Origin of the sequence: Streptomyces sp. NPDC002054, assembly GCF_040296685.1 — a bacterium.
Classification (GTDB): Bacteria; Actinomycetota; Actinomycetes; order Streptomycetales; family Streptomycetaceae; genus Streptomyces.
On sequence record NZ_JBEOXT010000005.1, the window covers coordinates 193,011 to 215,614 of the forward strand.

General features: G+C 69.2%; 21 protein-coding genes and 1 tRNA gene. 14 read left to right on the forward strand and 8 right to left on the reverse strand.

The window, feature by feature from the left end:
- Positions 1-13 precede the first annotated feature (13 nt).
- Positions 14-1,984, reverse strand: a complete 1,971-nt coding sequence (locus ABT123_RS06685) for a potassium transporter Kup (RefSeq protein ID WP_351310463.1) — start codon at positions 1,982-1,984, stop codon at positions 14-16.
- A gap of 177 nt (positions 1,985-2,161) precedes the next feature.
- Between ABT123_RS06685 and ABT123_RS06690 the strand changes: the two genes are divergently transcribed.
- The 6 genes from ABT123_RS06690 (at position 2,162) to ABT123_RS06715 (ending at position 7,094) form a co-directional block, all read left to right on the forward strand.
- A complete protein-coding gene (locus tag ABT123_RS06690) occupies positions 2,162-2,599 on the forward strand; it encodes a hypothetical protein (RefSeq protein ID WP_351310465.1) in 438 nt (145 codons plus the stop codon).
- A 170-nt stretch (positions 2,600-2,769) separates the two neighbouring features.
- Positions 2,770-3,000 carry an anti-sigma factor family protein gene (locus tag ABT123_RS06695; RefSeq protein ID WP_351310467.1) on the forward strand — a complete coding sequence of 77 codons (231 nt, stop codon included), beginning with the start codon at positions 2,770-2,772 and terminating at the stop codon, positions 2,998-3,000.
- 124 nt (positions 3,001-3,124) lie between these two features.
- Positions 3,125-3,799: an RNA polymerase sigma factor gene (locus tag ABT123_RS06700; protein WP_351310469.1), complete on the forward strand. Its 675-nt coding sequence runs from the start codon at positions 3,125-3,127 to the stop codon at positions 3,797-3,799.
- Positions 3,796-4,029, forward strand: a complete 234-nt coding sequence (locus ABT123_RS06705) for an anti-sigma factor family protein (protein WP_351310470.1) — start codon at positions 3,796-3,798, stop codon at positions 4,027-4,029. The genes ABT123_RS06700 and ABT123_RS06705 overlap by 4 nt, the downstream gene beginning before the upstream one ends.
- Before the next feature lie 31 nt (positions 4,030-4,060).
- On the forward strand, positions 4,061-5,758 hold the full coding sequence (locus ABT123_RS06710) for an NAD(P)/FAD-dependent oxidoreductase (RefSeq protein ID WP_351310472.1): 1,698 nt from the start codon (positions 4,061-4,063) through the stop codon (positions 5,756-5,758).
- A complete protein-coding gene (locus ABT123_RS06715; protein ID WP_351310474.1) occupies positions 5,751-7,094 on the forward strand; it encodes a hypothetical protein in 1,344 nt (447 codons plus the stop codon). Before ABT123_RS06710 ends, ABT123_RS06715 begins: the two co-directional genes overlap by 8 nt.
- Positions 7,095-7,192: 98 nt before the next feature.
- Here the strand turns inward: ABT123_RS06715 and ABT123_RS06720 are convergent, their stop codons facing one another.
- Positions 7,193-7,702: a DM13 domain-containing protein gene (locus tag ABT123_RS06720; protein ID WP_351310475.1), complete on the reverse strand. Its 510-nt coding sequence runs from the start codon at positions 7,700-7,702 to the stop codon at positions 7,193-7,195.
- Between the two features lie 146 nt (positions 7,703-7,848).
- Positions 7,849-8,775 carry a hypothetical protein gene (locus tag ABT123_RS06725; protein WP_351310477.1) on the reverse strand — a complete coding sequence of 309 codons (927 nt, stop codon included), beginning with the start codon at positions 8,773-8,775 and terminating at the stop codon, positions 7,849-7,851.
- A 399-nt stretch (positions 8,776-9,174) separates the two neighbouring features.
- Here ABT123_RS06725 and ABT123_RS06730 point away from each other — a divergent pair, with 399 nt between their 5' ends.
- Positions 9,175-9,651, forward strand: coding sequence for a cupin domain-containing protein (locus ABT123_RS06730; protein ID WP_351310479.1), 477 nt, complete (start codon positions 9,175-9,177; stop codon positions 9,649-9,651).
- A gap of 101 nt (positions 9,652-9,752) precedes the next feature.
- On the opposite strand, the gene ABT123_RS06735 is transcribed toward ABT123_RS06730, so the two are convergent.
- Positions 9,753-11,018: a Vps62-related protein gene (locus tag ABT123_RS06735; protein WP_351310480.1), complete on the reverse strand. Its 1,266-nt coding sequence runs from the start codon at positions 11,016-11,018 to the stop codon at positions 9,753-9,755.
- A 443-nt stretch (positions 11,019-11,461) separates the two neighbouring features.
- On the opposite strand from ABT123_RS06735, the gene ABT123_RS06740 reads away from it, so the two are divergent.
- Positions 11,462-11,782 (forward strand): SDR family oxidoreductase, encoded by a 321-nt coding sequence (locus ABT123_RS06740; RefSeq protein ID WP_351310481.1) that lies wholly within the window; start codon positions 11,462-11,464, stop codon positions 11,780-11,782.
- A 30-nt stretch (positions 11,783-11,812) separates the two neighbouring features.
- Positions 11,813-12,250, forward strand: coding sequence for an NUDIX hydrolase (locus tag ABT123_RS06745; protein ID WP_351310483.1), 438 nt, complete (start codon positions 11,813-11,815; stop codon positions 12,248-12,250).
- Positions 12,251-12,421: 171 nt separating this feature from the next.
- On the opposite strand, the gene ABT123_RS06750 is transcribed toward ABT123_RS06745, so the two are convergent.
- Positions 12,422-12,492: transfer RNA gene (locus tag ABT123_RS06750), tRNA-Gly, on the reverse strand.
- A 460-nt stretch (positions 12,493-12,952) separates the two neighbouring features.
- Between ABT123_RS06750 and dcd the strand changes: the two genes are divergently transcribed.
- Genes dcd through ABT123_RS06765 form a run of 3 tightly spaced genes read left to right on the forward strand, consistent with a single transcriptional unit; the run spans position 12,953 to position 15,737 of the window.
- On the forward strand, positions 12,953-13,543 hold the full coding sequence (gene dcd, locus ABT123_RS06755) for a dCTP deaminase (RefSeq protein WP_351310485.1): 591 nt from the start codon (positions 12,953-12,955) through the stop codon (positions 13,541-13,543).
- On the forward strand, positions 13,536-14,048 hold the full coding sequence (locus ABT123_RS06760; RefSeq protein ID WP_150208889.1) for a phosphoribosyltransferase: 513 nt from the start codon (positions 13,536-13,538) through the stop codon (positions 14,046-14,048). Before dcd ends, ABT123_RS06760 begins: the two co-directional genes overlap by 8 nt.
- 57 nt (positions 14,049-14,105) lie before the next feature.
- A complete protein-coding gene (locus tag ABT123_RS06765; RefSeq protein ID WP_351310487.1) occupies positions 14,106-15,737 on the forward strand; it encodes an MFS transporter in 1,632 nt (543 codons plus the stop codon).
- A gap of 56 nt (positions 15,738-15,793) precedes the next feature.
- On the opposite strand, the gene ABT123_RS06770 is transcribed toward ABT123_RS06765, so the two are convergent.
- The 3 genes from ABT123_RS06770 to ABT123_RS06780 form a co-directional block, all read right to left on the reverse strand.
- On the reverse strand, positions 15,794-16,717 hold the full coding sequence (locus ABT123_RS06770) for a Yip1 family protein (RefSeq protein ID WP_351310489.1): 924 nt from the start codon (positions 16,715-16,717) through the stop codon (positions 15,794-15,796).
- A gap of 222 nt (positions 16,718-16,939) precedes the next feature.
- A complete protein-coding gene (locus ABT123_RS06775) occupies positions 16,940-19,198 on the reverse strand; it encodes a (Fe-S)-binding protein (protein ID WP_351310491.1) in 2,259 nt (752 codons plus the stop codon).
- 144 nt (positions 19,199-19,342) lie between these two features.
- Positions 19,343-19,855 (reverse strand): sugar transferase, encoded by a 513-nt coding sequence (locus ABT123_RS06780; protein ID WP_351310493.1) that lies wholly within the window; start codon positions 19,853-19,855, stop codon positions 19,343-19,345.
- Between the two features lie 232 nt (positions 19,856-20,087).
- Between ABT123_RS06780 and dnaK the strand changes: the two genes are divergently transcribed.
- Positions 20,088-21,929, forward strand: a complete 1,842-nt coding sequence (gene dnaK, locus ABT123_RS06785) for a molecular chaperone DnaK (RefSeq protein WP_351310494.1) — start codon at positions 20,088-20,090, stop codon at positions 21,927-21,929.
- On the forward strand, positions 21,929-22,579 hold the full coding sequence (grpE, locus tag ABT123_RS06790; RefSeq protein ID WP_351310496.1) for a nucleotide exchange factor GrpE: 651 nt from the start codon (positions 21,929-21,931) through the stop codon (positions 22,577-22,579). The genes dnaK and grpE overlap by 1 nt, the downstream gene beginning before the upstream one ends.
- The last annotated feature ends 25 nt before the right edge of the window (positions 22,580-22,604 follow it).

The following is a 22,604-nucleotide window of genomic DNA, read 5'->3' on the forward strand; positions in this document are numbered from 1 at the left end:
ACCGGGACTGGCTCTAGACGTCGATGTGCGAGCCCATGATCACCGTCTGGTCGCGGGGCAGGCCGAAGTACTCGGCGGCGTCGGCGGTGATGTAGGACGTCGCGATGAACAGCCGTTTGCGCCATGGCGCCATCGTGGGCGCCTTTCCTCGGCGGAGCTCGATCTTCGACAGGAAGTAGGAGGCCTCGTCGAGTCGGAGCCGCCCCTCGGTCGTGGCGGGGTCGAGCATCGCCAGAGCGCCGGGCACGTCCGGTGTCTCCATATAGCCGAACCGGGCGGTGACGTGGATGATCCCGTCGTCGGCGTAGCCGAGGTCGTCGACGACGCTCCGCCGGTCGTCCGGGACCCGGGGCACCGGCTCCGTCTCGAGTGACATGATCACGACCTGGTCGTGCCGTACGTGGTTGTGCTCGACGTTGGCCCGCATGGCCAGGGGCGCGGTCTGCTTGCCGCGATTGAGGAAGACGGCCGTGCCGGGGACACGGCTCGTTGCCGCCGTTCCGCTGCGCAGTTGCTCGATGAACTCGCGCAGCGAGCCCTCGTGCCGTTCCCGCTCCGCGGTGACGAGCTCGCGGCCTCGCCGCCAGGTGGTCATGACGGTGAATGCGATGACGCCGATCAGCAGCGGCAGCCACGCGCCGTGGACGAGCTTGGTCAGGTTGGCGGCCACGAACAGCAGGTCCACGAAGAGCAGTACGGACGCGCCGATGGCGAGCACCCACACCGGTGTGCCCCACTTCACCCGGGCGACGTAGAAGTACAGCAGGGTGGTGATGGTGATGGTCCCGGTCACCGCCATGCCGAAGGCGAAGGCCAGCGCCGTGGAGGTGCGGAAGGCGAAGACCAGGGTGAGGACCGAGACCATCAGCAGCCAGTTGATCCAGGGAACGTAGACCTGGCCCATGGTGGACTCGGAGGTGTACGCGATCCGCAGCCTCGGCAGGTAGCCGAGCTGAGCGGCCTGGGACGCGACCGAGTACGCGCCGGTGATCACCGCCTGGGAGGCGATCACCGTCGCCGCCGTGGCCAGAAAGACCATCGGCCATCGTCCCCAGTCGGGCACGAGCAGGAAGAACGGGCTGCTCGTGTTGGCCGGATCGGCGAGGATCAGCGCGCCCTGGCCGAAGTAGCTCAGCACGCACGCGGGGAAGACCAGGAACAGCCAGCCACGGGTGATCGACCGGCGGCCGAAGTGCCCCATGTCGGCGTACAGCGCCTCGGCGCCGGTGACCGCGAGCACGACCGCGGCCAGGGCGAAGAAGGCGGTACCGAAATGGCCGAACAGAAAGCCCAGGGCATAGGTCGGCGACAGCGCCCTGAGGATCTCCGGATGGTCGGCGATGCCGACCGCGCCGACCGCGCCGATGGCGAGGAACCACACGATCATCACCGGCCCGAACACCCGGCCCACCACCGCGGTTCCCCTGCGCTGCACCACGAACAGCAACACGATGATCACCGCGGTGACCGGCACGACCACGCTTTCCAGCGACGGCTCGACGACCTTGAGCCCCTCGACCGCGGACAGTACCGAGATCGCCGGGGTGATCATGCTGTCACCGAAGAACAGCGCCGCGCCGAAGATACCCAGCGCGACCAGCGTGCCCGTGGCCCGCCGGCCCTGCTGTGAGCCCCACCGCCGAAGCAGGGTGATCAGCGCCATGATGCCGCCCTCGCCGTCGTTGTCGGCGCGCATCGCCAGCAGCACATAGGTGACCAGGACGATGATGACCACCGACCAGAACACGAGCGAGACCACCCCGTACACGTTTTCCGTGGTGACCGGGACCGGGTGCGGGTCGCTCGGGTTGAACACGGTCTGAAGGGTGTAGATCGGGCTGGTTCCGATGTCGCCGAAGACCACGCCGAGAGCACCGACCACCAACGCGAGACGCACCGCCTCCCGCCCGCTCGGACCACTGCCCTCCGGCAGCCGCGATGCGGCCTCACCACCCGACTCCGTCCCGTGCCGGCGATCGGCCATGGTGCTCCTCCTCGGCGCGGGCGGCTGTGCCGCAGGCCAGATGCATTGCGGCGGACCCTACCGATCCCTGCGCAACCACCCGCAGATACGCGCCGCACCATTCGAGCGGCGGCGTCAAGGGCTACGCCCGCTACGTCCCCTGAACCGCCCACCCAGCACTGCCCGAGGAGCCCAACCGTGGACCCGTCCCAGCTCGCCGAACTCCGCACCATGTACGTCTTCACGCCCATCGAGGGACAGTCATGGGGCCTGACGTACGAATCACTGCGGGACCGGCTGCTGGAGCGGGATCCCGACGAGTTCATTCGCATCGACAACCACGGGCAGATCCGTGGCTCCGCCATGCACTACGGCATCACCCTCGACGACGAGGAACTGGAAGGGTTCGCCCGGCTGCAGCCGGAAGGCATTTCCGTCCTGGACTGCACCGCACAGTCCGCCGCGAACTTCGTTGGCTGGCTGCGGGAGCACGTCGTCCCCGACGGCATGGCGATGACCTTCAATACGGCCTGGGGGCTGGAGGAGGACCTGCCCGACGCCACGGTCCCCGACGTCACGCGCCCTCGGCTGGTCGCGGTCTTCCTCGCTCACCTCGAAGCCCTTGGCCTGGACTGAACCCACAGGCTGGGCGACCTGGAGATCGGGGGTGCCCACGGCGCAGCCCGCCGGGGCCGCCGTGGCTGGGTCCGGCGCCGCGACAGGCGCATGATAGGTGTTGGCTCCTCACCGGGATGAGTCGCTGAGGAGTCGGCCGTCCGTCCGCCGCGCGAGAACAGGCAGGTGCCATGAACTGCGCCGAGTTCGTTGAGCTGGTGACCGAGTTTCTCGACGGCGCCATGGGGGAGCCGACCGAGCTGCGTTGTCTCGTGCACCTGGCGCGGTGCGAGGGCTGCGAGACGTACCTCGGCCAGTTCCGGCAGACCGTCGCGGCTGTCGGCGCCCAGCCCGGCCCGGGCCTCGCCCCTGCGGCGCGCGATCGACTCCTCGGGGCGTTCCGCAGCCTGCCGCGCGACTGACCTCGGCTGCCGCCCGCAGTGAAGGTTCTTACTGAGAGGTGAACGAACGCACCCTGCGGATGTCCGCACGTGCCCTGCTGCCCTAGGCTGGCGCTTCCAGTTGACGTCCGGCAAGGAGAGACCAATGGCGGGCCCACGCGAACTGCCCCCGGACGAGGTCCTGGTGCAGCGCCTCCGCGCCGGCGACGAGGAGGCGTTCGCCCTGGTCCTGGATTCCTGGTCGGGCGGCATGCTCCGGCTCGCCATGTCGTTCGTGTCGACCAAGGACTCCGCCGAGGAGGCCGTCCAGGACACCTGGCTGGCGGTCATCAGGGGCATCAACGGTTTCGAGGGCCGCGCGTCCCTGAAGACGTGGGTGTACCGGATCCTCGTCAACACCGCCAAGGCGCGCGGCACGAAGGAGAGCAGGACCGTCCCCTTCGCCAGCCTGCTGCCGGAGGAGGAGGAAGGGCCGACGGTCGACGCCGAGCGCTTCCGCGCCCCCGGCGAGAGGTACGCCGGGCACTGGGTCGCCGGGCAGGAACCGCGCCCCTGGCACATTCCCGAGGACCACGTGCTGCGCGGCGAGGTCCGCGAGGTGATCGCGGAGGCCATCGACGAGCTCCCGCCCCGCCTCCGTACCGTGATCACCCTGCGCGACGTCGCCGGGTACGGATCCGAGGAGGTGTGCTCGCTCCTTGAGATCTCGCCGGGGAACCAGCGTGTCCTCCTCCACCGGGGCAGGGCCCTGCTGCGCCGTAAGCTGGAGTCGTACTTGTTCAGTGCCCATGGCGTCGAGGGCGGGAGGGGACACGCGTGAACTGCAACGACTTCGTTGAGCTGGTGACCGAGTTCCTCGACGGCGCGTTGTCCGAAGGGGACGAGCGGCGCTTCATCGAGCACCTGGCGGAGTGCTCCGGGTGCGAGAACTACCTCGACCAGTTCCGTCAGACGATCGCCACCACGGGCGAACTGACCCCGGACGGCATCTCGTCGGACGCCAGGCAGCACCTCCTCTCCGCCTTCCGGGACTGGCAGCGGGACGTGTAACGCTCGTGCGGCGCGCCCGCACTGAACGTGCATGACTCTGCTCAGAAGACTCTTGTTCGGCGTTGTCGCCGGACTGCCCGGTGGCGTGGTCGTCGCGCTCGCGACGGACCCGCCGTGGATCCAGTGGGCCGGGCACACGGTGGTGCTGGGTGCCGTACTCGGCCTCCTCTTCGGCGAGCACCGGCAGAGCAACGGCTCGGCCTTCTCCGTCGGTCTGCTCATCGGCCTGCTCGACTGGGTGACCTGGACCCTCACCCTCGCCCCCGTCCTTGAGGGGCACACACCGTCGTGGTCGATCGCGGTGGCCGTGGCGCGCTTCCCCGAGCTCGTCGGCGCCGCTCTGTTCGGCGCGATCACCGGGCTCCTGTTCCACGCCCTGTCGGCCTGGTTCCCGCCGCGCCCGGCACCCCAGCGGGCCAAACCCCATGTGGTGATCGTCGGTGGTGGCTTCGGCGGGGTCGGGGCCGCGCGGGAACTGGACCGGCGGATCGGCCGTGGGCTCGACGCCCATGTGACGCTGATCAGCGACTCGAATTCCCTCCTCTTCACCCCGCTCCTCGTCGGCGTCGCCTCCAGCACGGTGGAGGCCAGACATGTCAGCGCCCCGGTGCGGGTCGGGCTCGACCACGCCTCCTTCCTGCACGGGCGGGTGGCCTCCATCGATACGCGGGCGCGCAGCGCGTACGTCTCCGTCGGCAAGGAGGGGATGCTCCGGGTCCCGTACGACCATCTGGTCCTCGCGGTCGGCGGGGTGCCGCACTTCTTCGACCTGCCGGGAGTGGGCGAGCACGCCTTCCCGATCAAGTCCGTGGAGGATGCGACGGCGCTGCGCAACCAGGTCCTGGGCGCGCTGGAGCGGGCCGATCTGGAGCCGGACCCGGCCGAGCAGGCCCGGTTGCTGACATTCGTGGTCGCGGGCGGCGGATTCGCCGGTACGGAGCTGGTGGCCGAACTGTTCGACCTCGTCCATGACGTGCTCCACCTCTACCCGCGCCTGCACGGGCTGCGGCCCAGGTTCGTGATCGTGCACGCGGGAGAGCGGCTGCTGCCGGAGCTGTCACCCGAGCTCGGCCTCTACACGCAGCGCAAACTCGGCGGGCGGGGCATCGAGTTCCGTCTCGGCGCGCGGGTGAGCAGGGCCACCGCCGAGGAGATCACGCTGAACTCCGGCGAGACCATCCCCACCCGGACCCTGGCCTGGACGGCGGGCAACCGGCCGAACCCGCTGGTGCGGCAGATCGCGCAGGGGACCGAGGGGCCGGTCGCGGTGGAACCCACCTTGCAGGTCCCCGGCGCACCCGGGCTGTGGGCGCTGGGCGACTGCGCGCGGATCCCCGACCCGGCGGGCGGCTTCTACCCGCCGACCGCGCAGCACGCGATCCGCGAGGGCAAGGCGGTGGCGCGGAACATCGCTGCGGTCCTCGGTGGCCGCCGTCCCGCCCCGTTCCGCTTCGGCGGGCTCGGCGTGCTGGTCTCGCTGGGGCACCGTACGGCCGTCGGCGAGATCGGCGGGCGTCGGGTCTCCGGGTTCCTCGCCTGGGTCCTGTGGCGCGGGGTCTATCTGAGCAAGCTGCCCGGTGTGGAGAAGCGGCTGCGGGTCCTCGCCGACTGGACCCTCGACCTCGTCTTCCCCAGAGACATCGCCCTCTCGACCACCGCGACCACCGCGACCACCGCGACCGCCCCGACCGTTTCGACCGTTTCGAAGAAGGAGGACCGTCATGCGTAACGCCGGATTCGGAGCCCTGGCCGGCCTCGCGGGAGGACTGGTCTTCGGCGCGGTGATGGTGCAGATCGGCTTCCTGCCCACCGTCGCAGCCCTCGTCAGAACCGACTCGTCCGTCGTGGGCTTCGCCGTCCACCTGCTGATCGCCGCGATCGTCGGGGGCATCTTCGGGCTCCTCGTGGCGCGCCAGCGCGAGCTGCTGTTCTGGGGGCTTGCGTACGGTGTGCTGTGGTGGTTCCTCGGGCCGCTGACGCTGCTACCGCTCCTGCTCGGCAGGCCGGTGGCCTGGGACGTGGCGACGGCGCAGGCGTTGATCCCCAGCCTGCTCGGCCACCTGGCGTACGGAGCGGTCACGGCCGCCGTCCTCGCCCTGATGGCAGGCGGGGGGCGCCGGATCGGGCCCGGAATCCTGGTGCGCGCGTCGGTCGCCGGGCTGGTCGTCGCCCCGGTGCTGGGGCTCGGCTGGAACGGGCTGATCGTCGGGGTGGTGCTCGGCGCCTCGTACGCGGTGATGTTCGGCGACCCCGGCGAGGGCGGTGGCCCGGCGCTGGTGCGCGGCGCCTGCTTCGGCTTCGCGTGGTGGGTGCTCGCGGCCGTGACGGTCGCGCCCCTGCTGGCCGGCCGGGGCCTTCAGTGGACGCCGGACGCGGTGCGTACCGCGGTGGTGTCCCTGCCCGGTTTCCTGCTGCTGGGCGCCGGTACCGCCCTGCTCACCGGCTGGCTGGGCGGCCTGTCGCGGGCGGTGTTCTCGGACGACGTACGGCACGCGCTGGAAGGACGCCTGGCCGGTGGGCGAGTGATCTCGGTCTGGCACGGCGTCGTCGCCGGCCTGGCCGGCGGTGCGATCTTCACCGGGGTCATGGTCGCCGTGGGCTTCCTGCCGACCGTCGCCACCCTGGTCGGCTCGGAGTCCCAGGCCGTGGGCCTCGTCATCCATCTGCTGATCTCTCAGGTCGTGGGCGTCACGTACGCGGTCTTCTTCCGCCGACGCAGCTTCGACCCGGCCTCGGGAACCGGCTGGGGGGTGTCGTACGGCTTCCTCTGGTGGATCCTGGGCAACCTGACGCTGCTTCCCGTACTGCTCGGCGAGGCACCCCGGTGGGGCGCCGCCGCGCTGGCCGAGTCCTTCCCTTCGCTGGTCGGCCACCTCGCCTACGGCGCCGTACTCGGCCTGGTGTACCAGCGGTTGGAGGAGCGGGTCGGCCCGTGGCACCAGTCCCGCAGCGAGGCGGTTGCGGCGCGGGCGGCGGCGCGTCACGAGCAGACGCTGAGCACGGCGCCCGCGCTGTGGAGCCTGACGGCGTGCGTGGCGCTGCTCATCCCGATCCTGGTGTCGTAGGGGCTGTTGGTCCGGGAGGATCCGGAAAGCCGAGGAGCGGGTGGCATGTCGCCACCCGCTCCTCGGCTTTTCCGTGCGACCCGACTGACCCGACTCCGTCAGGCGCGCTGCTTCAGCTCGGCCGCGCCGAAGGAGACGCTGAAGCGCTCGCACCAGATGGTCACCGTGGAGAACTTGTTCAGGTCGGTGCCGGCGGGGATCGCGTAGTTCTGGTTGCCCTCGTTGCCCTTGAGGTCGCCGAGGTCGATGTGCTTGCCGTCGTCGAGGTTGCCGCCGCCGCCCTTGTTGACCGGCTGGTCGCTGAGCCACACGTGCAGGGCCGGACCGTCGGAGGTGCGCAGGTTCGTCAGGCGCAGGTTCGCCTTCCCGTCGGCGAGCTGCTGGATCTCGACCGAGCCGCTGGTCTCGTGCTCGTGCGAGATGAACGCCCCGTTCGCCACCTGCTTGACCGTGCCCGCCTGCTGGCCGGCTGCCGCGGGAGGCGCCTCGTCCACACGGTCCGTGGTGAACAGCTTCCAGGGCTGGAAGAGGTACAGCCCGACGGCTGCCACGATGACGACGGCGGCGGTGGTGATCCAGAGGGCGTTGCGGCGCTTGCTACGGCACATGAGGTTTTCCGCTTCTTCTCGGGTGTTCGTGGGCGCGGAGGCGGCATCGGCAACTGCCCCGGCGCCCTGGGCACTGGGCATTCAGAGACGGAAAGAGCGGCGAACGTTACAGATGAACGTCCGCCGCTCCGGTCCGTCTACGACGTTCAGCAGCCCGCGGCGGGCTGCGCCTGCTCGGCAGGGGTGCCCGGGGAGCTCGCGGCTGCGGGAGTGGCCACGCGGGCGCGGCGCAGCTCGTCGGCCTCGTCGCGGACGGCGTCGAGGCGGACTTCGAGCATGGCGACGCGCTCGCGGTAGCGCTCCAGCTCGGCCCGGACGAACTCGGCGTCGGCGACCTTGTGCGCGGCCTCCTCGCGGATCGCGGTGGTCTCCTGGGCGAACTTGTCGGCCGCGGTGTCGAGCGCGGTGACGGCCATGTCGGCCGCCTCCTCGGCGAGCGTGGCGCGCTCCTCGGCGGCGAGGATGCGCTGCGCGGAGGCGCGGGTGACCGTCTCGATGCGCGCCTCGGCCGCCGCGGAGTCGGTGATGATCGCCAACTCCTCGATGTAGGCGGGGAGATCGGCGGAGAGCTGCTTGATGAGCGCGACGACGGTGTCGCGGGACTGGGCGCCGTCGCCACAATCGGCCATCGCCATGGAAGCCACGGCCTCCATCGCCTCCATGGCCTCCTCCGTCGAGCCCATCTCACTGTGCACGGCTTCCGCCGGGGCCAGGGCCGGGGCCGGGGCGGGCTCGGACGTCTCGGCGGCGGGGGCGTGTCCGTGCTCCTGGGACACGACCTCGGCCCCGGGTACGGAGGAGGTGGGCCACGACTGCCCGGCGACCGGTGCCGCCTGAGCGGCTCCCTTCGCCTCCTCCTTGGCCGCCTTGGCGGCCTCGGCCGCCGCGCGCTTGTCCTCCTTGCGCTGCTGCCGCTTGGCGCGGAACTTCCTGAACGCGCCCAGCGCGTTGTGGTCGGGGTGGTCGCAGTAGCGGGAGGCCGGCCCCTCCGCGCCGGGCGCCTTCGGCTCGGGCGCGTGGGTGCAGCCCGGGTAGGCGCAGGTGGGAACGGTCTCGACGCTCTCAACAGTCATGATTCTCAGCCTTTCGCTGCAGGTCGTCATGGCTCATACCTGTCAGTGCCGCGAAACGGCCGAGCGTTACAAGCGGGTTCGGCGGAAGCACGACCGGGCAGTTCAGCCGGCCGGTGTGAGCTGTGCGGCGGGCGGACCCGACGGCGGTAGCGGCAGTCGACGACCTTCGTGTCACACCGGGCACACGCGACAGATCAGGCCGGACAGGTCTCCCCGCTGTGTTGCTCGTCGTAACCGGAGTGTGCCGCTCGGTACTCGATGATGGATGTGTCGCGTCGGCGCCTGGCCGGCGCGACTGGCATCGACTGTACGGACCCGGTCCACTACACGACCGGGCGCACCGCGGGATGTGGCAGCGGGCCGCGGCCGTGCATCGCCTCCGTCGACCGGGAGAGAAGTATGACCATCAAGGACATCGGGCCGGAACCTCAAAGCTTCGACCTCGAGAGGGCGACGCTTGAGAACACGAACTACCGTGCGGTCGCCTGGTCCGGGAAGTACCTTCAGCTGACCCTCATGTCGATCCCCGTGGGTGAGGACATCGGCCTGGAGGCGCACCCGGAGACCGATCAGTTTCTCCGGCTCGACGCGGGCCGGGGACGGGTCCAGATGGGCCAAACGAAGGACCGCCTCGACTTCGACCAGGAGGTCGAGGACGGCTGGGCGGTCTTCGTGCCCGCTGGCACTTGGCACAACGTCACCAACATCGGGGACGAGACGCTGCAGCTCTACGCCGTGTACGCGCCGGTCCACCACGCGCCGAACAAGGTTCAGGCGACGGCCGCCGACGCGGAGCGCGATGAAGAGTCGGGCAACGACGAGCCGCCAAGCTGGTCGGTCCAGCCTCCCCGCCAGCCGTCGGACGAGCACGCCTGACCAGCGAGGGCTTGTCGAGACAGCGGCCCTGTCCCCAGACGCCGGGGCGTGCGGCAGCCGGCCGCACGCCCCAGCAGGGCGGAACTCGTCGATGGAGAGGGCTACTTCGAGGCCGAAGCCTTGTCGGGGTACTGGTCGTAGCGGACGCTGTTCTTTCCCCTGAACTGCAGGGGCGAGCCGACGAGTGTGTGGTCCGCGCGCACTACCTGGAGGCTGTTCGAGCCGACCCAGACCGCCAGGGACGTGTCGGGCAGGACGTCCTTCTCCACGGTGACGGTCTTGGACTCCAGCTCCTTGACGGATGTCGACTGGGAGAAGCCGAGCTCCAGGCTGTACGTGGTGCTGACGGACGCGCTCGCCACAACGCCACTGACTCCCGCGGTCGCGTTGACCGAGATGCCCGTGGAGAGTTGGAAGGCGTGCGCGCTCTCCTTTTCCACGCCCGTCGTGATGGCCCTGGAGAGCTTGGCCGGTGATTCGGTGTTGTTGTCGATGTGGTCGACCAGCTCCCAGCTCACCTTCCGTTCGATCCGGTAGAACGGCGAGTGCTGGAGCTTCCAGGGAACCGACCGTTCGGAGTCGCTGACGGCGGTGAACGGAATCCACAGGGCGTTGGCGGTGACCGGATCCGTCCTTTCGGCCGGCCGTGACCTGCCGGACAGCTCGGGTGCGGGCGGCCAGGGTTCCTTCACGGTCGGCATGGGCAGACAGAGAACCCGCATGTCCGGCAGCGACTTGGGCTTGCCGTAGGCGGCGTGGGAGGTGAACGTGTTGGCGCTGATCAGGGCGCGCGTGTCGCCGCTCGTGTTGTCGACGTAGGCCGGCGGGACGTCGTTCCGCCAGGCGCTCACGGCCTCCTTTCCGCCGGTGCCCTTGTCGTTGTAGACCAGGGTCGCCGTGGACTGGTCGGTGAGGTCGGCGCGCACGCACGTCACGGCGTCCAGCGAGGGCTCCTCGTAGCTGTCCTTGGGCACCACGCACCCCATGGCCACGTAGCCCTCGGGCGGGATGGGACGCCACAGGGAGCCCTTGTACTTGCCGCCCGTGCCGACGTCCCTCCAGATCTTCTCGTAGGCGATCGGGGCGGCGAGCGGCGGCGCCATGTCCTTCGCGGTCGTGCCGCTCTCCTTCACGCAGAGGGCCACCACATGGTCCGTGACCTTCTTGGCCCCGGTCGTGGGGTTCAGATTTGCCGACCCCCAGGCCGGGATGGCCATGGTGCCCAGGGGCAGGAACCCCTTGGGGGCTTCGGGGTGCCAGAAGCTGACCCAGTGCTCCCCGCCGGTGTCCTCGTCGTCCCAGCACCACGAGAACTTGTCTGTGAAGGCCAGTTCGAGTTCACCGAACGCCATCGTCTTCGTAGCCATGTCCACCTCTCTCGCCGTCCTCCGACCGACGAGGGGCCTTGATCGCGAGGACGTACCGTATCGACGTGGTTACAAATAGCAGTGTTAACGTCGCTCTGTGTAGTGGCCGATCGGGTTGTCCACTGCGGCCCTCAGGAGGTCTGGGCAACGACGAAGGCCCTGGTCTCTGACCAGGGCCTTCGTTCAAGAGCGGATGACGGGAATCGAACCCGCGCTATAAGCTTGGGAACCACTCGGTACTTGACCGCCCGCAAGCTTCTGACCTGCTGGAATGCCTGCCGAGAGGTGCGCGCTGGAGGTCGGTTCAGGCCCTCTGGTGACCGCTGAGGACCGCTCCTACTGGCACGTAGTGGCACGGTCCCTGGCCACCGTCAGGATAGTCCGCTCTCCCGGCGGTCTCTTCGTCCTGCTGAGCGCACGTTGGCCTCAGCGCAGTTGGGCGAATGCTCCACTACCGCACCTGCCACGCGGTGACCCCCGGCATGATCGAACGCCGCTGGGGGCGGATCGTGAACATCGGCAGCGTCCACGCCCGCGGGGTCTGCGTCAACACGGTCATGCCCGGCGCCATCCAGGTCGAGGCGGAGAACACCATCCCCGCCCAGCACCGTGCACGTCCGGAGGACCAGATCAAGCGCCAGTGCGTCCCCCGCCGTGGACGGCCCGAGGATGTCGCGGCCCTGGTCGCGTTCCTCGGGGGTCCCTCCGCGTCGTTCATCACTGGGCAATCCGTCCACGTCGACGGCGGCTGGCTGCTGCACTGAAGACGCCAACAAGCAAGGAGACAGACCGAAATGAAGGAACGAGTCCGCGCCGTCCTCGTCACCGCTGACGACACGATGCTGGTCATCCGCCGTACGAAGCCCGACATCCCCGAGTACTGGGTTCTCCCCGGCGGCGGCGTCGAGCCCAGCGACGAGTCCCGGGAGGCCGCCCTCCACAGGGAGATCCACGAGGAGATCGCGGGGAAGGCTGACATCATCCGCCTCCTCCACACGATGGAGTCCGACGACGAGCGTCAGCTCTTCTATCTCGCCCGCATCACGACCTGGTCCTTCGACGACCGCACCGGTCCGGAGTTCAGCGCCGAGGGCCGCGGCGAATACGCGCTGGAGGAGATCTCGCTGACCGTGGAGGGGCTCGACGGCATCGACCTCAAGCCCGAGGAGATCGCCCACGTCCTGCGGGGCGCCATCAGCGCCGGAAGCCTCGGAGGCGAGGCAACGCGCTGAGCCTTCGACGCGTCAACACATCGCTGGGGCCGGCACTGAGATGAGCCGGCCCTGGTGGCATGCCCATCGTGGGCATGAGCGGGAGTTGGGGCACGCGGAGGGCGCGGCGAGGGGTTGACAGGTCTAGACAACGACGAAGGCCCAGGTCTGTGACCTGGGCCTTCGTTCAAGAGCGGATGACGGGAATCGAACCCGCGCTATAAGCTTGGGAAGCTCATGTTCTACCATTAAACTACATCCGCACAGCGGCTCGTTGCTTGATGCCGCATCGTTGCACACTTTACCCCATGCTCGACCCCCGGCGTGCGCGCCGGGGGTCGTTGTGTTGTCCGGGTCGCAGGAGCGGGTGTGGCGGCGGGAGTTGGGGCGTACCGTGGGGGGTCGGAGCGGCGGGTGGAGCGAGGTCCCGATCATCCCCTAATGTGGCGATTCGTCGCAGTACGGTTCATGGGGAAAGGGACTCGATGGAGCACACCGTCGTCCGTTGTGCCGAAGGGCACGTTTTCAGCACCGCTTCGTTCCCGCTGCGTCAGCTCGGCGCCGCCCGGCTCGGGCCCGGGCGGCTCATCCGGTGTCCTCGGTGCGCGCGGCTGCGGCATGCCGTGCCCGTCGGGGCCGTGAAGCGGTAGCAGCGGCGGGGTGGGGACGCGCGCGGCGGCTCTCGATTGGGGGTGGCCCGCGCGCTCTGCGTATCCTCGGGGCGTGCTTCTCTCAGACAAGGACATCCGGGCCGAGATCGACAGCGGACGGGTTCGCATCGACCCGTTCGACGAGTCGATGGTGCAGCCCTCCAGCATCGACGTGCGGCTCGACCGGTTTTTCCGGGTGTTCGAGAACCACCGTTACGCACACATCGACCCTGCCATCGAGCAGCCGGATCTGACCAGGATGGTCGAGCCGGAGGGGGACGAGGCCTTCATCCTCCACCCCGGGGAATTCGTGCTCGCCTCGACGTACGAGGTCATCTCGCTGCCCGAGGACATTGCCTCCAGACTGGAGGGGAAGTCGAGTCTCGGTCGGCTGGGGCTGGTCACGCACTCCACGGCCGGTTTCATCGATCCGGGTTTCTCCGGGCACGTGACCTTGGAGCTGTCGAACCTCGCGACGCTCCCGATCAAGCTGTGGCCCGGGATGAAGATCGGACAGCTGTGCATGTTCCGGCTCAGCTCGCCCGCGGAGTTCCCGTACGGAAGTGAGCGGTACGGGTCGAGGTACCAGGGCCAGCGCGGTCCGACCGCCTCGCGTTCCTTCCAGAACTTCCATCGCACCCAGGTAGGCGACCGGCATGAGTGACGTGGTACCCGAGAACCTCGACTACACGGCTTTCGGGCAGGCCGTACAGGAGCTCGCGCAGACCATTGCCGACGACGGCTACGAGCCCGACATCATTCTGAGCATTGCCCGCGGCGGCGTTTTCGTCGCCGGCGGGCTGGCCTACGCGCTCGACTGCAAGAACATCCACCTGGTGAATGTGGAGTTCTACACCGGCGTGGGGACCACCCTGGAAATGCCCGTCATGCTGGCGCCGGTGCCGGACGCGATCGACTTCTCCGACAAGAAGGTGCTGATCGCCGACGATGTCGCCGATACCGGCAAGACGCTGAAGCTGGTCCACGACTTCTGCCTCGGCACGGTGGCCGAGGTCCGTTCCGCGGTCATCTACGAGAAGTCGCACTCCCTCGTGAAGTGCGAATACGTGTGGAAGAAGACCGACGACTGGATCAACTTCCCGTGGAGCGTCCTCCCGCCGGTACGCAAGGCGGGCCAGGCGATCACGCCTTCCAAGGACGCGCTGTAGTCGACCGCACGGCGGGTCGTGGAATCGGGTAATTGGGACATCTGGGACGATGTGCCAATGAATTCCGGGGCAGGCTCAGTTGGCCGCGCGGCGACGGCGACGACGGCGGCAGCGGGATTCGTCCTGCTGACCCTCGCGTCCGGCCAGTTCCTGATGGCGCTCGACAGCTCCGTCATGAACGTCTCGATCGCGACGGTGGCCGACGACATCGGCACCACCGTGACGGGCATCCAGGGCGCCATCACGGCCTACACGCTGGTGATGGCCATGTTCATGATCCCCGGTGGCAAGATCGGGGGGCTGATCGGCCGCAAGCGTGCCTTCATGATCGGCTGCTGCATCTACGGAGCCGGTTCGCTGACCACGGCGCTCGCCCCGAACCTGACCGTGCTCATGCTCGGCTGGTCGCTCCTCGAAGGGCTCGGAGCCTCACTCATCCTGCCCTCCATCGTGGCGCTCGTGGCCGGCAACTTCACCACCGAGCGCCGCCCGGCCGCCTATGGACTCGTCGCGGCGGCGGGGGCCATCGCGATCGGGCTCGGGCCGCTCGTGGGCGGGATCGCGACCACGTACTTCTCCTGGCGCTGGGTGTTCGCCGGCGAGGTCGTGATGGTGCTCGGCATCCTCGTCCTCGCCCGCCGCATCGCCGACGCCGAGCTCGGCGCCCGCCCGCGCATCGACCTCTTCGGCGTCCTGCTCTCCGCCCTGGGCCTCGGGATCTTCGTCTACGGCCTGCTCCGCTCGGACGAATGGGGCTGGTTCCAGCCGAAGCCCGACGCGCCCGCCTGGCTCGGGATCTCGCTGGTCGTGTGGCTGTTGCTGGCCGGTCTGCTGCTCCTCTGGCTCTTCCTCCGCTGGGAGGCCCGCGTGGTGGAGCGGGGCCGGGAGCCGCTCCTGGACCCGGCCATACTGGAGAACCGGCAGCTCACCGGTGGCCTGACGATGTTCTTCTTCCAGTACCTCGTGATGATGGGCGTGTTCTTCGTCCTGCCGCTGTACCTGTCCGTCGCCCTGGGCCTCACCGCGATCGAGACCGGGGTGCGCATCCTGCCCCTCTCCCTTTCCCTGCTCGCAGCCGCGGCCCTGATCCCGCGCTTCCGCCCGGACGCCTCGCCGCGGCGGGTGGTGCGGCTCGGGCTGCTGGCGCTGCTCGCGGGAGCGGTGGCCCTGATGGCGGCGCTCGACCTGGGCGCCGGCCCGGAAGTGGTCACCGTCCCCCTGCTGTTCGTCGGGCTGGGCATGGGCGCGCTCGCCTCTCAGCTCGGGTCGGTCACCGTGTCCGCCGTACCGGACGAGCAGAGCACGGAGGTCGGCGGCGTACAGAACGCCGTCACCAACCTCGGTGCCTCGGTCGGCACGGCGCTCGCCGGGTCGATCCTGATCGCCGCGCTCACCGCCTCCTTCCTGGCCGGCATCGAGCAGAATCCGGCGGTCCCGGCCGAGGTCAAGAGCCAGGCGACCGTGCAGCTGCAGAGCGGTGTGCCGTTCCTCTCGGACGCGGACCTGACGGAGGCCTTCGAAGCTGCGGGGGTGAGCGAGGAGATGACCCAGGCCGCCCTCGACGCGAACGCCGAAGCGCGGCTCGACGGCCTGCGCGCCGCGCTCGCCATCCTCGCGCTCGCCTCGCTCGTCGCGCTGTTCTTCCTCCAGCGCATCCCGACCACCCAGCCCCAGTCGACGACCACGTAGCGGAAGGGGCGGCACGCGTTTCGCGTGCCGCCCCTTCCGGTAATCCGTCAGGTCCGTCAGAGGGTGCCGAGCTTGATGAGGGAGAGCAGGGCGATCAGCTGGATCGCCGACGCGCCCAGCGCCTTCAGCCAGGGCAGATCGTGCGACTTCGCGATCAGCGTGGTGAAGAGGAAGCCGGCCGCCAGCCAGGTCAGCCAGCCCAGGCCCTGGACCAGGGTGTGGTTACCGCCCAGGAACATGGCGAAGAGCAGGCGCGGCGCGTCCGTCACCGACATGATCAGCATGGACAGGCCCACCGTCGGCTGCCAGGACCCGTCGCCGCCCAGCTGGCGGGCCAGCGTGTGGGTGACGGCTCCCAGGATCAGGCCGCAGATCACGAAGGCCACACCGGCCGACAGGACGATCGGGACGGCGTTGGTGAGGGTCGCGTTGATCGCGTCCTCGCGTGCCTTGTCGAAGCCGAAGACGGCGAGCAGGCCGTAGAGGAAGGTGACGATCAGCGCCGGCGCCCAGACGGCGTGGTCCCGCATCCGCAGGAAGGTGTGCCCGGGCTGCGTCACGATGCCCCGGAGCAGGTCCTTCCAGCCCAGCCTGGGCCCGGCCGGCGGGGCTGCGTTCCCGCCCGCCTGGTAGGTCGCGCCCTGGCTGTACGGGTCCTCGCCGATGGCGAAGGCCTGGGTGTGACCGGGGTTGTTCGCGTACGACGCCGCGGGCGCGGGCCCCGGCCCGGGCTGGTAGCCGTACGCCGGGCCGCCGCCGGGGCCGCCCGGGCCCGGGTGGGCGTGCGGGTCGAAGTACTCCGGCTCGCCGTGACCCCCGGTCGGCTGCTGCCACGCCTGCTGAGGCGGCGGGGCAGCCTGCGGGTACGGCTGTCCGCCGTACGGCGCCTGCGGGTGCTGCTGACCGTACGGCTGCTGCCGCGGGGGTTGTTGAGGGCCGCGGTTGTTGTCCCGGCCGCGCCCGATCCTGAATCCAGCCACGTGATCGAACGTACCTGGTCTGACGGGCCGTTGCGTACGGGCGGCCCGAACCCGCGCCCTTTGCGGCTGAGCTGTGACATCCCTTAGGGGAACCCTGGGGGGATTTCCCCCGGTACGCTCTGTCCCGGTATGGGCCTTTATGTGTGAGCCCGTACGAAGGCGGCCGGCCCCCTCTCGCCGAGGGGGCCGGCCGCCTTCACGTACGTACGGAACGGAACGGAACTACTTCGCGGGCTCCGGCTCCGCCGGTGCCGCCTCCGGGGCGTCCGCCACCGGGGTCTTCACCGACTCCAGCAGCAGCTGCGCCACATCCACGACCTGCACCGACTCCTTCGCCTCGCCGTCGTTCTTCTTGCCGTTGACCGAGTCGGTCAGCATGACCAGGCAGAACGGGCAGGCGGTGGACACGATGTCCGGGTTGAGGGACAGGGCCTCGTCGACGCGCTCGTTGTTGATGCGCTTGCCGATCCGCTCCTCCATCCACATCCGCGCGCCACCGGCGCCACAGCAGAAGCCGCGCTCCTTGTGGCGGTGCATCTCCTGCTGGCGCAGGCCCGGGACGGCGGACATGATCTCGCGCGGCGGCGTATAGACCTTGTTGTGGCGGCCCAGGTAGCACGGGTCGTGGTACGTGATGAGCCCGTCGACCGGGGTCACCGGGATCAGCTTGCCCTCGTCGATGAGGTGCTGGAGCAGCTGCGTGTGGTGGATGACCTCGTACTCGCCGCCCAGCTGCGGGTACTCGTTGGCGATCGTGTTGAAGCAGTGCGGGCAGGTCGAGACGATCTTCTTCGCCGACTTCGGCTTCTTCGTCGACTCGTCCTCGTCGTCCTCGCCGAACGCCATGTTCAGCATCGCGACGTTCTCCTGGCCGAGCTGCTGGAACAGCGGCTCGTTGCCCAGGCGGCGCGGCGAGTCACCGGTGCACTTCTCCTCGCCGCCCATGATCGCGAACTTGACGCCCGCCATGTGCAGCAGCTCCGCGAAGGCCTTGGTGGTCTTCTTGGCGCGGTCCTCGAGGGCGCCGGCGCAGCCGACCCAGTAGAGGTAGTCGACCTCGGACAGGTCCTCGACGTCCTTGCCTACGATCGGGACCTCGAAGTCGACCTCCTTGGTCCACTCCACCCGCTGCTTCTTAGCCAGACCCCAGGGGTTGCCCTTCTTCTCCAGGTTCTTGAGCATCGTGCCCGCCTCGGACGGGAACGCGGACTCGATCATCACCTGGTAGCGGCGCATGTCGACGATGTGGTCGATGTGCTCGATGTCGACCGGGCACTGCTCCACGCACGCACCGCAGGTGGTGCAGGACCACAGCACGTCCGGGTCGATGACGCCGTTCTCTTCGGCGGTGCCGATCAGCGGGCGCTCGGCCTCGGCGAGGGCCGCGGCCGGGACACCGGCGAGCTGCTCCTCGGAGGCCTTCTCCTCGCCCTCCATGGTCTTGCCGCCGCCGGCCAGCAGGTACGGGGCCTTGGCGTGCGCGTGGTCGCGCAGCGACATGATCAGGAGCTTCGGGGAGAGCGGCTTGCCGGTGTTCCAGGCAGGGCACTGGGACTGGCAGCGACCGCACTCGGTGCAGGTGGAGAAGTCGAGGATGCCCTTCCAGGAGAACTGCTCGACCTGGGAGACGCCGAAGACGTCGTCCTCGCCCGGGTCCTCGAAGTCGATCTCCTTGCCGCCGCTGGTCATCGGCTGGAGCGCGCCCAGCGCGGTGGAGCCGTCGGCGTTCCGCTTGAACCAGATGTTCGGGAAGCCGAGGAAGCGGTGCCAGGCCACACCCATGTTCGTGTTCAGCGAGACCACGATCATCCAGGTGAAGGACGTGGCGATCTTGAGCGCTGCGAAGAAGTAGGTGAGGTGCTGGATGGTGCTCGGGTCCAGGCCGTCGAGCAGCGCGATCAGCGGGTACGAGGCGAAGAAGCCGGGCTCCCAGCTCGTCACGTGGTGCTGGACGCCTTCGAGGGCGCGCAGCGTCATGATGCAGACGCCGACGATCAGGATGACGGTTTCGACGAAGTACGCCTGGCCGGTCTTGGAGCCGGTGAAGCGGGACTTGCGGCCCGCCGCGCCCGGCCGGCTCAGCTGCCGGATCACGATCAGGGTCAGGATGCCGAGGACGGTCATCAGGCCGAGGAACTCGGTGAAGACCTCGTACGGCAGGAAGTCGCCGATGATCGGGATCAGCCAGTCGGCCTGGAAGAGCTGGCCGAAGGCGTTGACGATCGTGAGGAGCAGCGAGAAGAAGCCGATCGCCACGAACCAGTGCGCCACGCCGATGACGCCCCAGCGGTTCATGCGGGTGTGGCCGAAGAATTCCTTGGCCAGCGTGATGGTGCGCTGTTTGGGGTCGCCGGTGCGCGTGCCCGCGGGCACGGGCTGGCCGAGCTTCACGAAGCGGTAGATCTGCGCGATGGCACGGCCGAACAGCGCGACGGCTACCACCGTGATGACCAGCGACACGATGATCGCGGCGAGTTGCATGAGGGGCTCCTCGGGCGGGCCTGCGAGGCGGAGCGCCGACACAGTCCAGTATGGCGCTACTAAGCGGTAACTTATTCAGTCAAAAGCTGAGGTTACCCAGTTCTAGGGCCGCACTGTAGTTGTGCGGCCGGTGATCTGTGTCGCTCAGGGGACCCTTCGCGGGCCGACGGCGGCGCGCGGGGTCCGCGCGAGGATGCGCAGGTCCATGCCGAGCCAGTGGTGCTCGACGTAGTGGCGGTCGAGGAGTTCCATCTCCTCCCAGGGCATCCCGGTCCGGTCGCCGACCTGCCAGAGCCCGGTGATTCCGGGCCGTACGAACAGCCGGTCGGCGGAACAGATGCCTCCGGCGGCGCCGGGCGGCTGCGGGCGCGGCCCGACCAGCGACATCTCCCCCCGCACCACATTGATCAGCTGGGGCAGGCGGTCCAGTGCATGCCGGCGCAGCAGGCCATCCGGCGCCGTACGGAACCTCCAGGTCCGGAACGGCCGGCCACCGAGGCCCGCGGCCGGCTCGCGTACGAAGACCCGGCCGCGGTGGGCGGCGTACAGGGCGGCGCAGATCGCGAGCAGGGGGAGGGCGAGCGCACCCAGCAGCGCCAGGGCGCCGAGCAGGTCGAAGACCCGCTTGGCCGGGGGCGGGGTGAGCGGGAGCCGCATGCCAGCAGCCTGCCGCGCGCCCGGCCCGCCCGGTGTCCGGCGCGCGGCACCGTCCCCCGCTCGGCCGTATGGCCCAGCCGCCCGGTCCGGGCCCCGCCACACGGCCCAGCCGCCCGGCTTGCGCGTAAGGGGAGCCTAAAGGTTGAGCCCCCAAGACTCAGGTCTGTTGACGGCTGCGCGGCGATGAGGCATGGTTGAGTCTGTTCCACTCAAGTCAGCTGGAGGAATCAAAATGGCTCGTGCGGTCGGCATCGACCTGGGCACCACCAACTCCGTCGTCAGCGTTCTCGAAGGCGGCGAGCCCACCGTCATCACCAACGCCGAGGGCGCCAGGACCACGCCGTCCGTCGTCGCCTTCGCCAAGAACGGCGAGGTCCTCGTCGGCGAGGTCGCCAAGCGTCAGGCGGTCACGAACGTGGACCGCACCATCCGGTCGGTCAAGCGCCACATGGGCACCGACTGGAAGATCGAGATCGACGGCAAGAGCTTCAACCCGCAGCAGATGAGCGCCTTCATCCTGCAGAAGCTCAAGCGCGACGCCGAGGCGTACCTGGGCGAGAAGGTCACCGACGCGGTCATCACCGTCCCGGCGTACTTCAACGACTCCGAGCGCCAGGCCACCAAGGAGGCCGGCGAGATCGCGGGCCTGAACGTCCTGCGCATCGTCAACGAGCCGACCGCCGCCGCCCTGGCCTACGGCCTCGACAAGGACGACCAGACCATCCTCGTCTTCGACCTCGGTGGCGGCACCTTCGACGTGTCCCTCCTGGAGATCGGCGACGGCGTCGTCGAGGTGAAGGCCACCAACGGTGACAACCACCTCGGTGGTGACGACTGGGACCAGCGCGTCGTCGACTACCTGGTCAAGCAGTTCCTGAACGGCCACGGCGTCGACCTGGCCAAGGACAAGATGGCCCTGCAGCGTCTGCGCGAGGCCGCCGAGAAGGCGAAGATCGAGCTGTCCTCCTCCACGGAGACCACGATCAACCTGCCGTACATCACGGCGTCCGCCGAGGGCCCGCTGCACCTGGACGAGAAGCTCACCCGCGCCCAGTTCCAGCAGCTGACCGCGGACCTCCTGGACCGCTGCAAGACCCCGTTCCACAACGTCATCAAGGACGCCGGCATCGCGCTGTCCGAGATCGACCACGTGGTCCTGGTCGGCGGTTCCACCCGCATGCCCGCCGTCGCCGAGCTCGTCAAGGAGCTGACCGGCGGCAAGGAGGCCAACAAGGGTGTGAACCCGGACGAGGTCGTCGCCATCGGCGCCACCCTCCAGGCCGGTGTGCTCAAGGGTGAGGTCAAGGACGTCCTGCTCCTCGACGTGACCCCGCTGTCCCTCGGTATCGAGACCAAGGGCGGCATCATGACCAAGCTCATCGAGCGCAACACGACCATCCCGACCAAGCGGTCGGAGATCTTCACCACGGCCGAGGACAACCAGCCGTCCGTGCAGATCCAGGTCTACCAGGGCGAGCGCGAGATCGCGGCGTACAACAAGAAGCTCGGCATGTTCGAGCTGACCGGTCTGCCGCCGGCCCCGCGCGGTGTCCCGCAGATCGAGGTCTCCTTCGACATCGACGCCAACGGGATCATGCACGTGACCGCGAAGGACCTCGGCACGGGCAAGGAGCAGAAGATGACCGTCACCGGCGGTTCTTCGCTCGCCAAGGACGAGGTCGACCGGATGCGCCAGGAGGCCGAGCAGTACGCGGAGGAGGACACCCGCCGCCGCGAGGCCGCCGAGACCCGCAACCAGGCCGAGCAGCTCGTGTACCAGACGGAGAAGTTCGTCAAGGACAACGAGGACAAGGTCCCGGCCGAGGTCAAGACCGAGGTCGAGAGCGCCGTCGCCGAGCTGAAGGAGAAGCTCAAGGGCGAGGACACCGCCGAGATCCGCACCGCCACCGAGAAGGTCGCGGCCGTCTCGCAGAAGCTGGGCCAGGCGATCTACGCCGACGCCCAGGCCGCCCAGGGTGCGGCGGGCGCCGAGGCCGGCGAGGCCAAGGCCGACGACGACGTCGTCGACGCCGAGATCGTCGACGAGGACAAGCCGAAGGGCGGCGCTGTCTGATGTCGGAGGAGACCCCGGGCTTTGAAGAGAAGCCCGAAGTCCCCGCCGACGGCACGCCCGAGGAGCCGAAGGCCGCCGACTCCGCCGACACGGCGGAGGGGGCGGCCCCGGCCGGGGACAGCGCAGCGGCTGCAGGCCGCGAAACCGCTCTGCTGGCGCAGCTGGACCAGGCCCGTACGGCGCTCAACGAGCGCACCGCGGACCTCCAGCGGCTCCAGGCCGAGTACCAGAACTACCGTCGCCGGGTCGACCGGGACCGGGTCACGGTCAAGGAGATCGCCGTCGCGAGCCTCCTGACCGAGCTCCTCCCGACGCTGGACGACATCGGCCGCGCCCGGGAACACGGGGAGCTGGTCGGCGGGTTCAAGTCGGTGGCCGAATCGGTGGAGACGGTCGCCGCCAAGATGGGGCTGCAGCAGTTCGGCAAGGAGGGCGAGCCCTTCGACCCGACGATCCACGAGGCCCTGATGCACTCGTACGCGCCGGACGTCACCGAGACGACCTGCGTGGCGATCCTGCAGCCGGGGTACCGGATCGGCGAGCGCACGATCCGCCCCGCGCGGGTCGCGGTGGCCGAGCCCCAGCCCGGGGCGGCGGCCCCCAAGTCGGAGGACTCCGAGGAGTCCGCCGACAAGAAGGACAGTGAGTAGGAACAGCGGCAGGGCCGGCAGTACC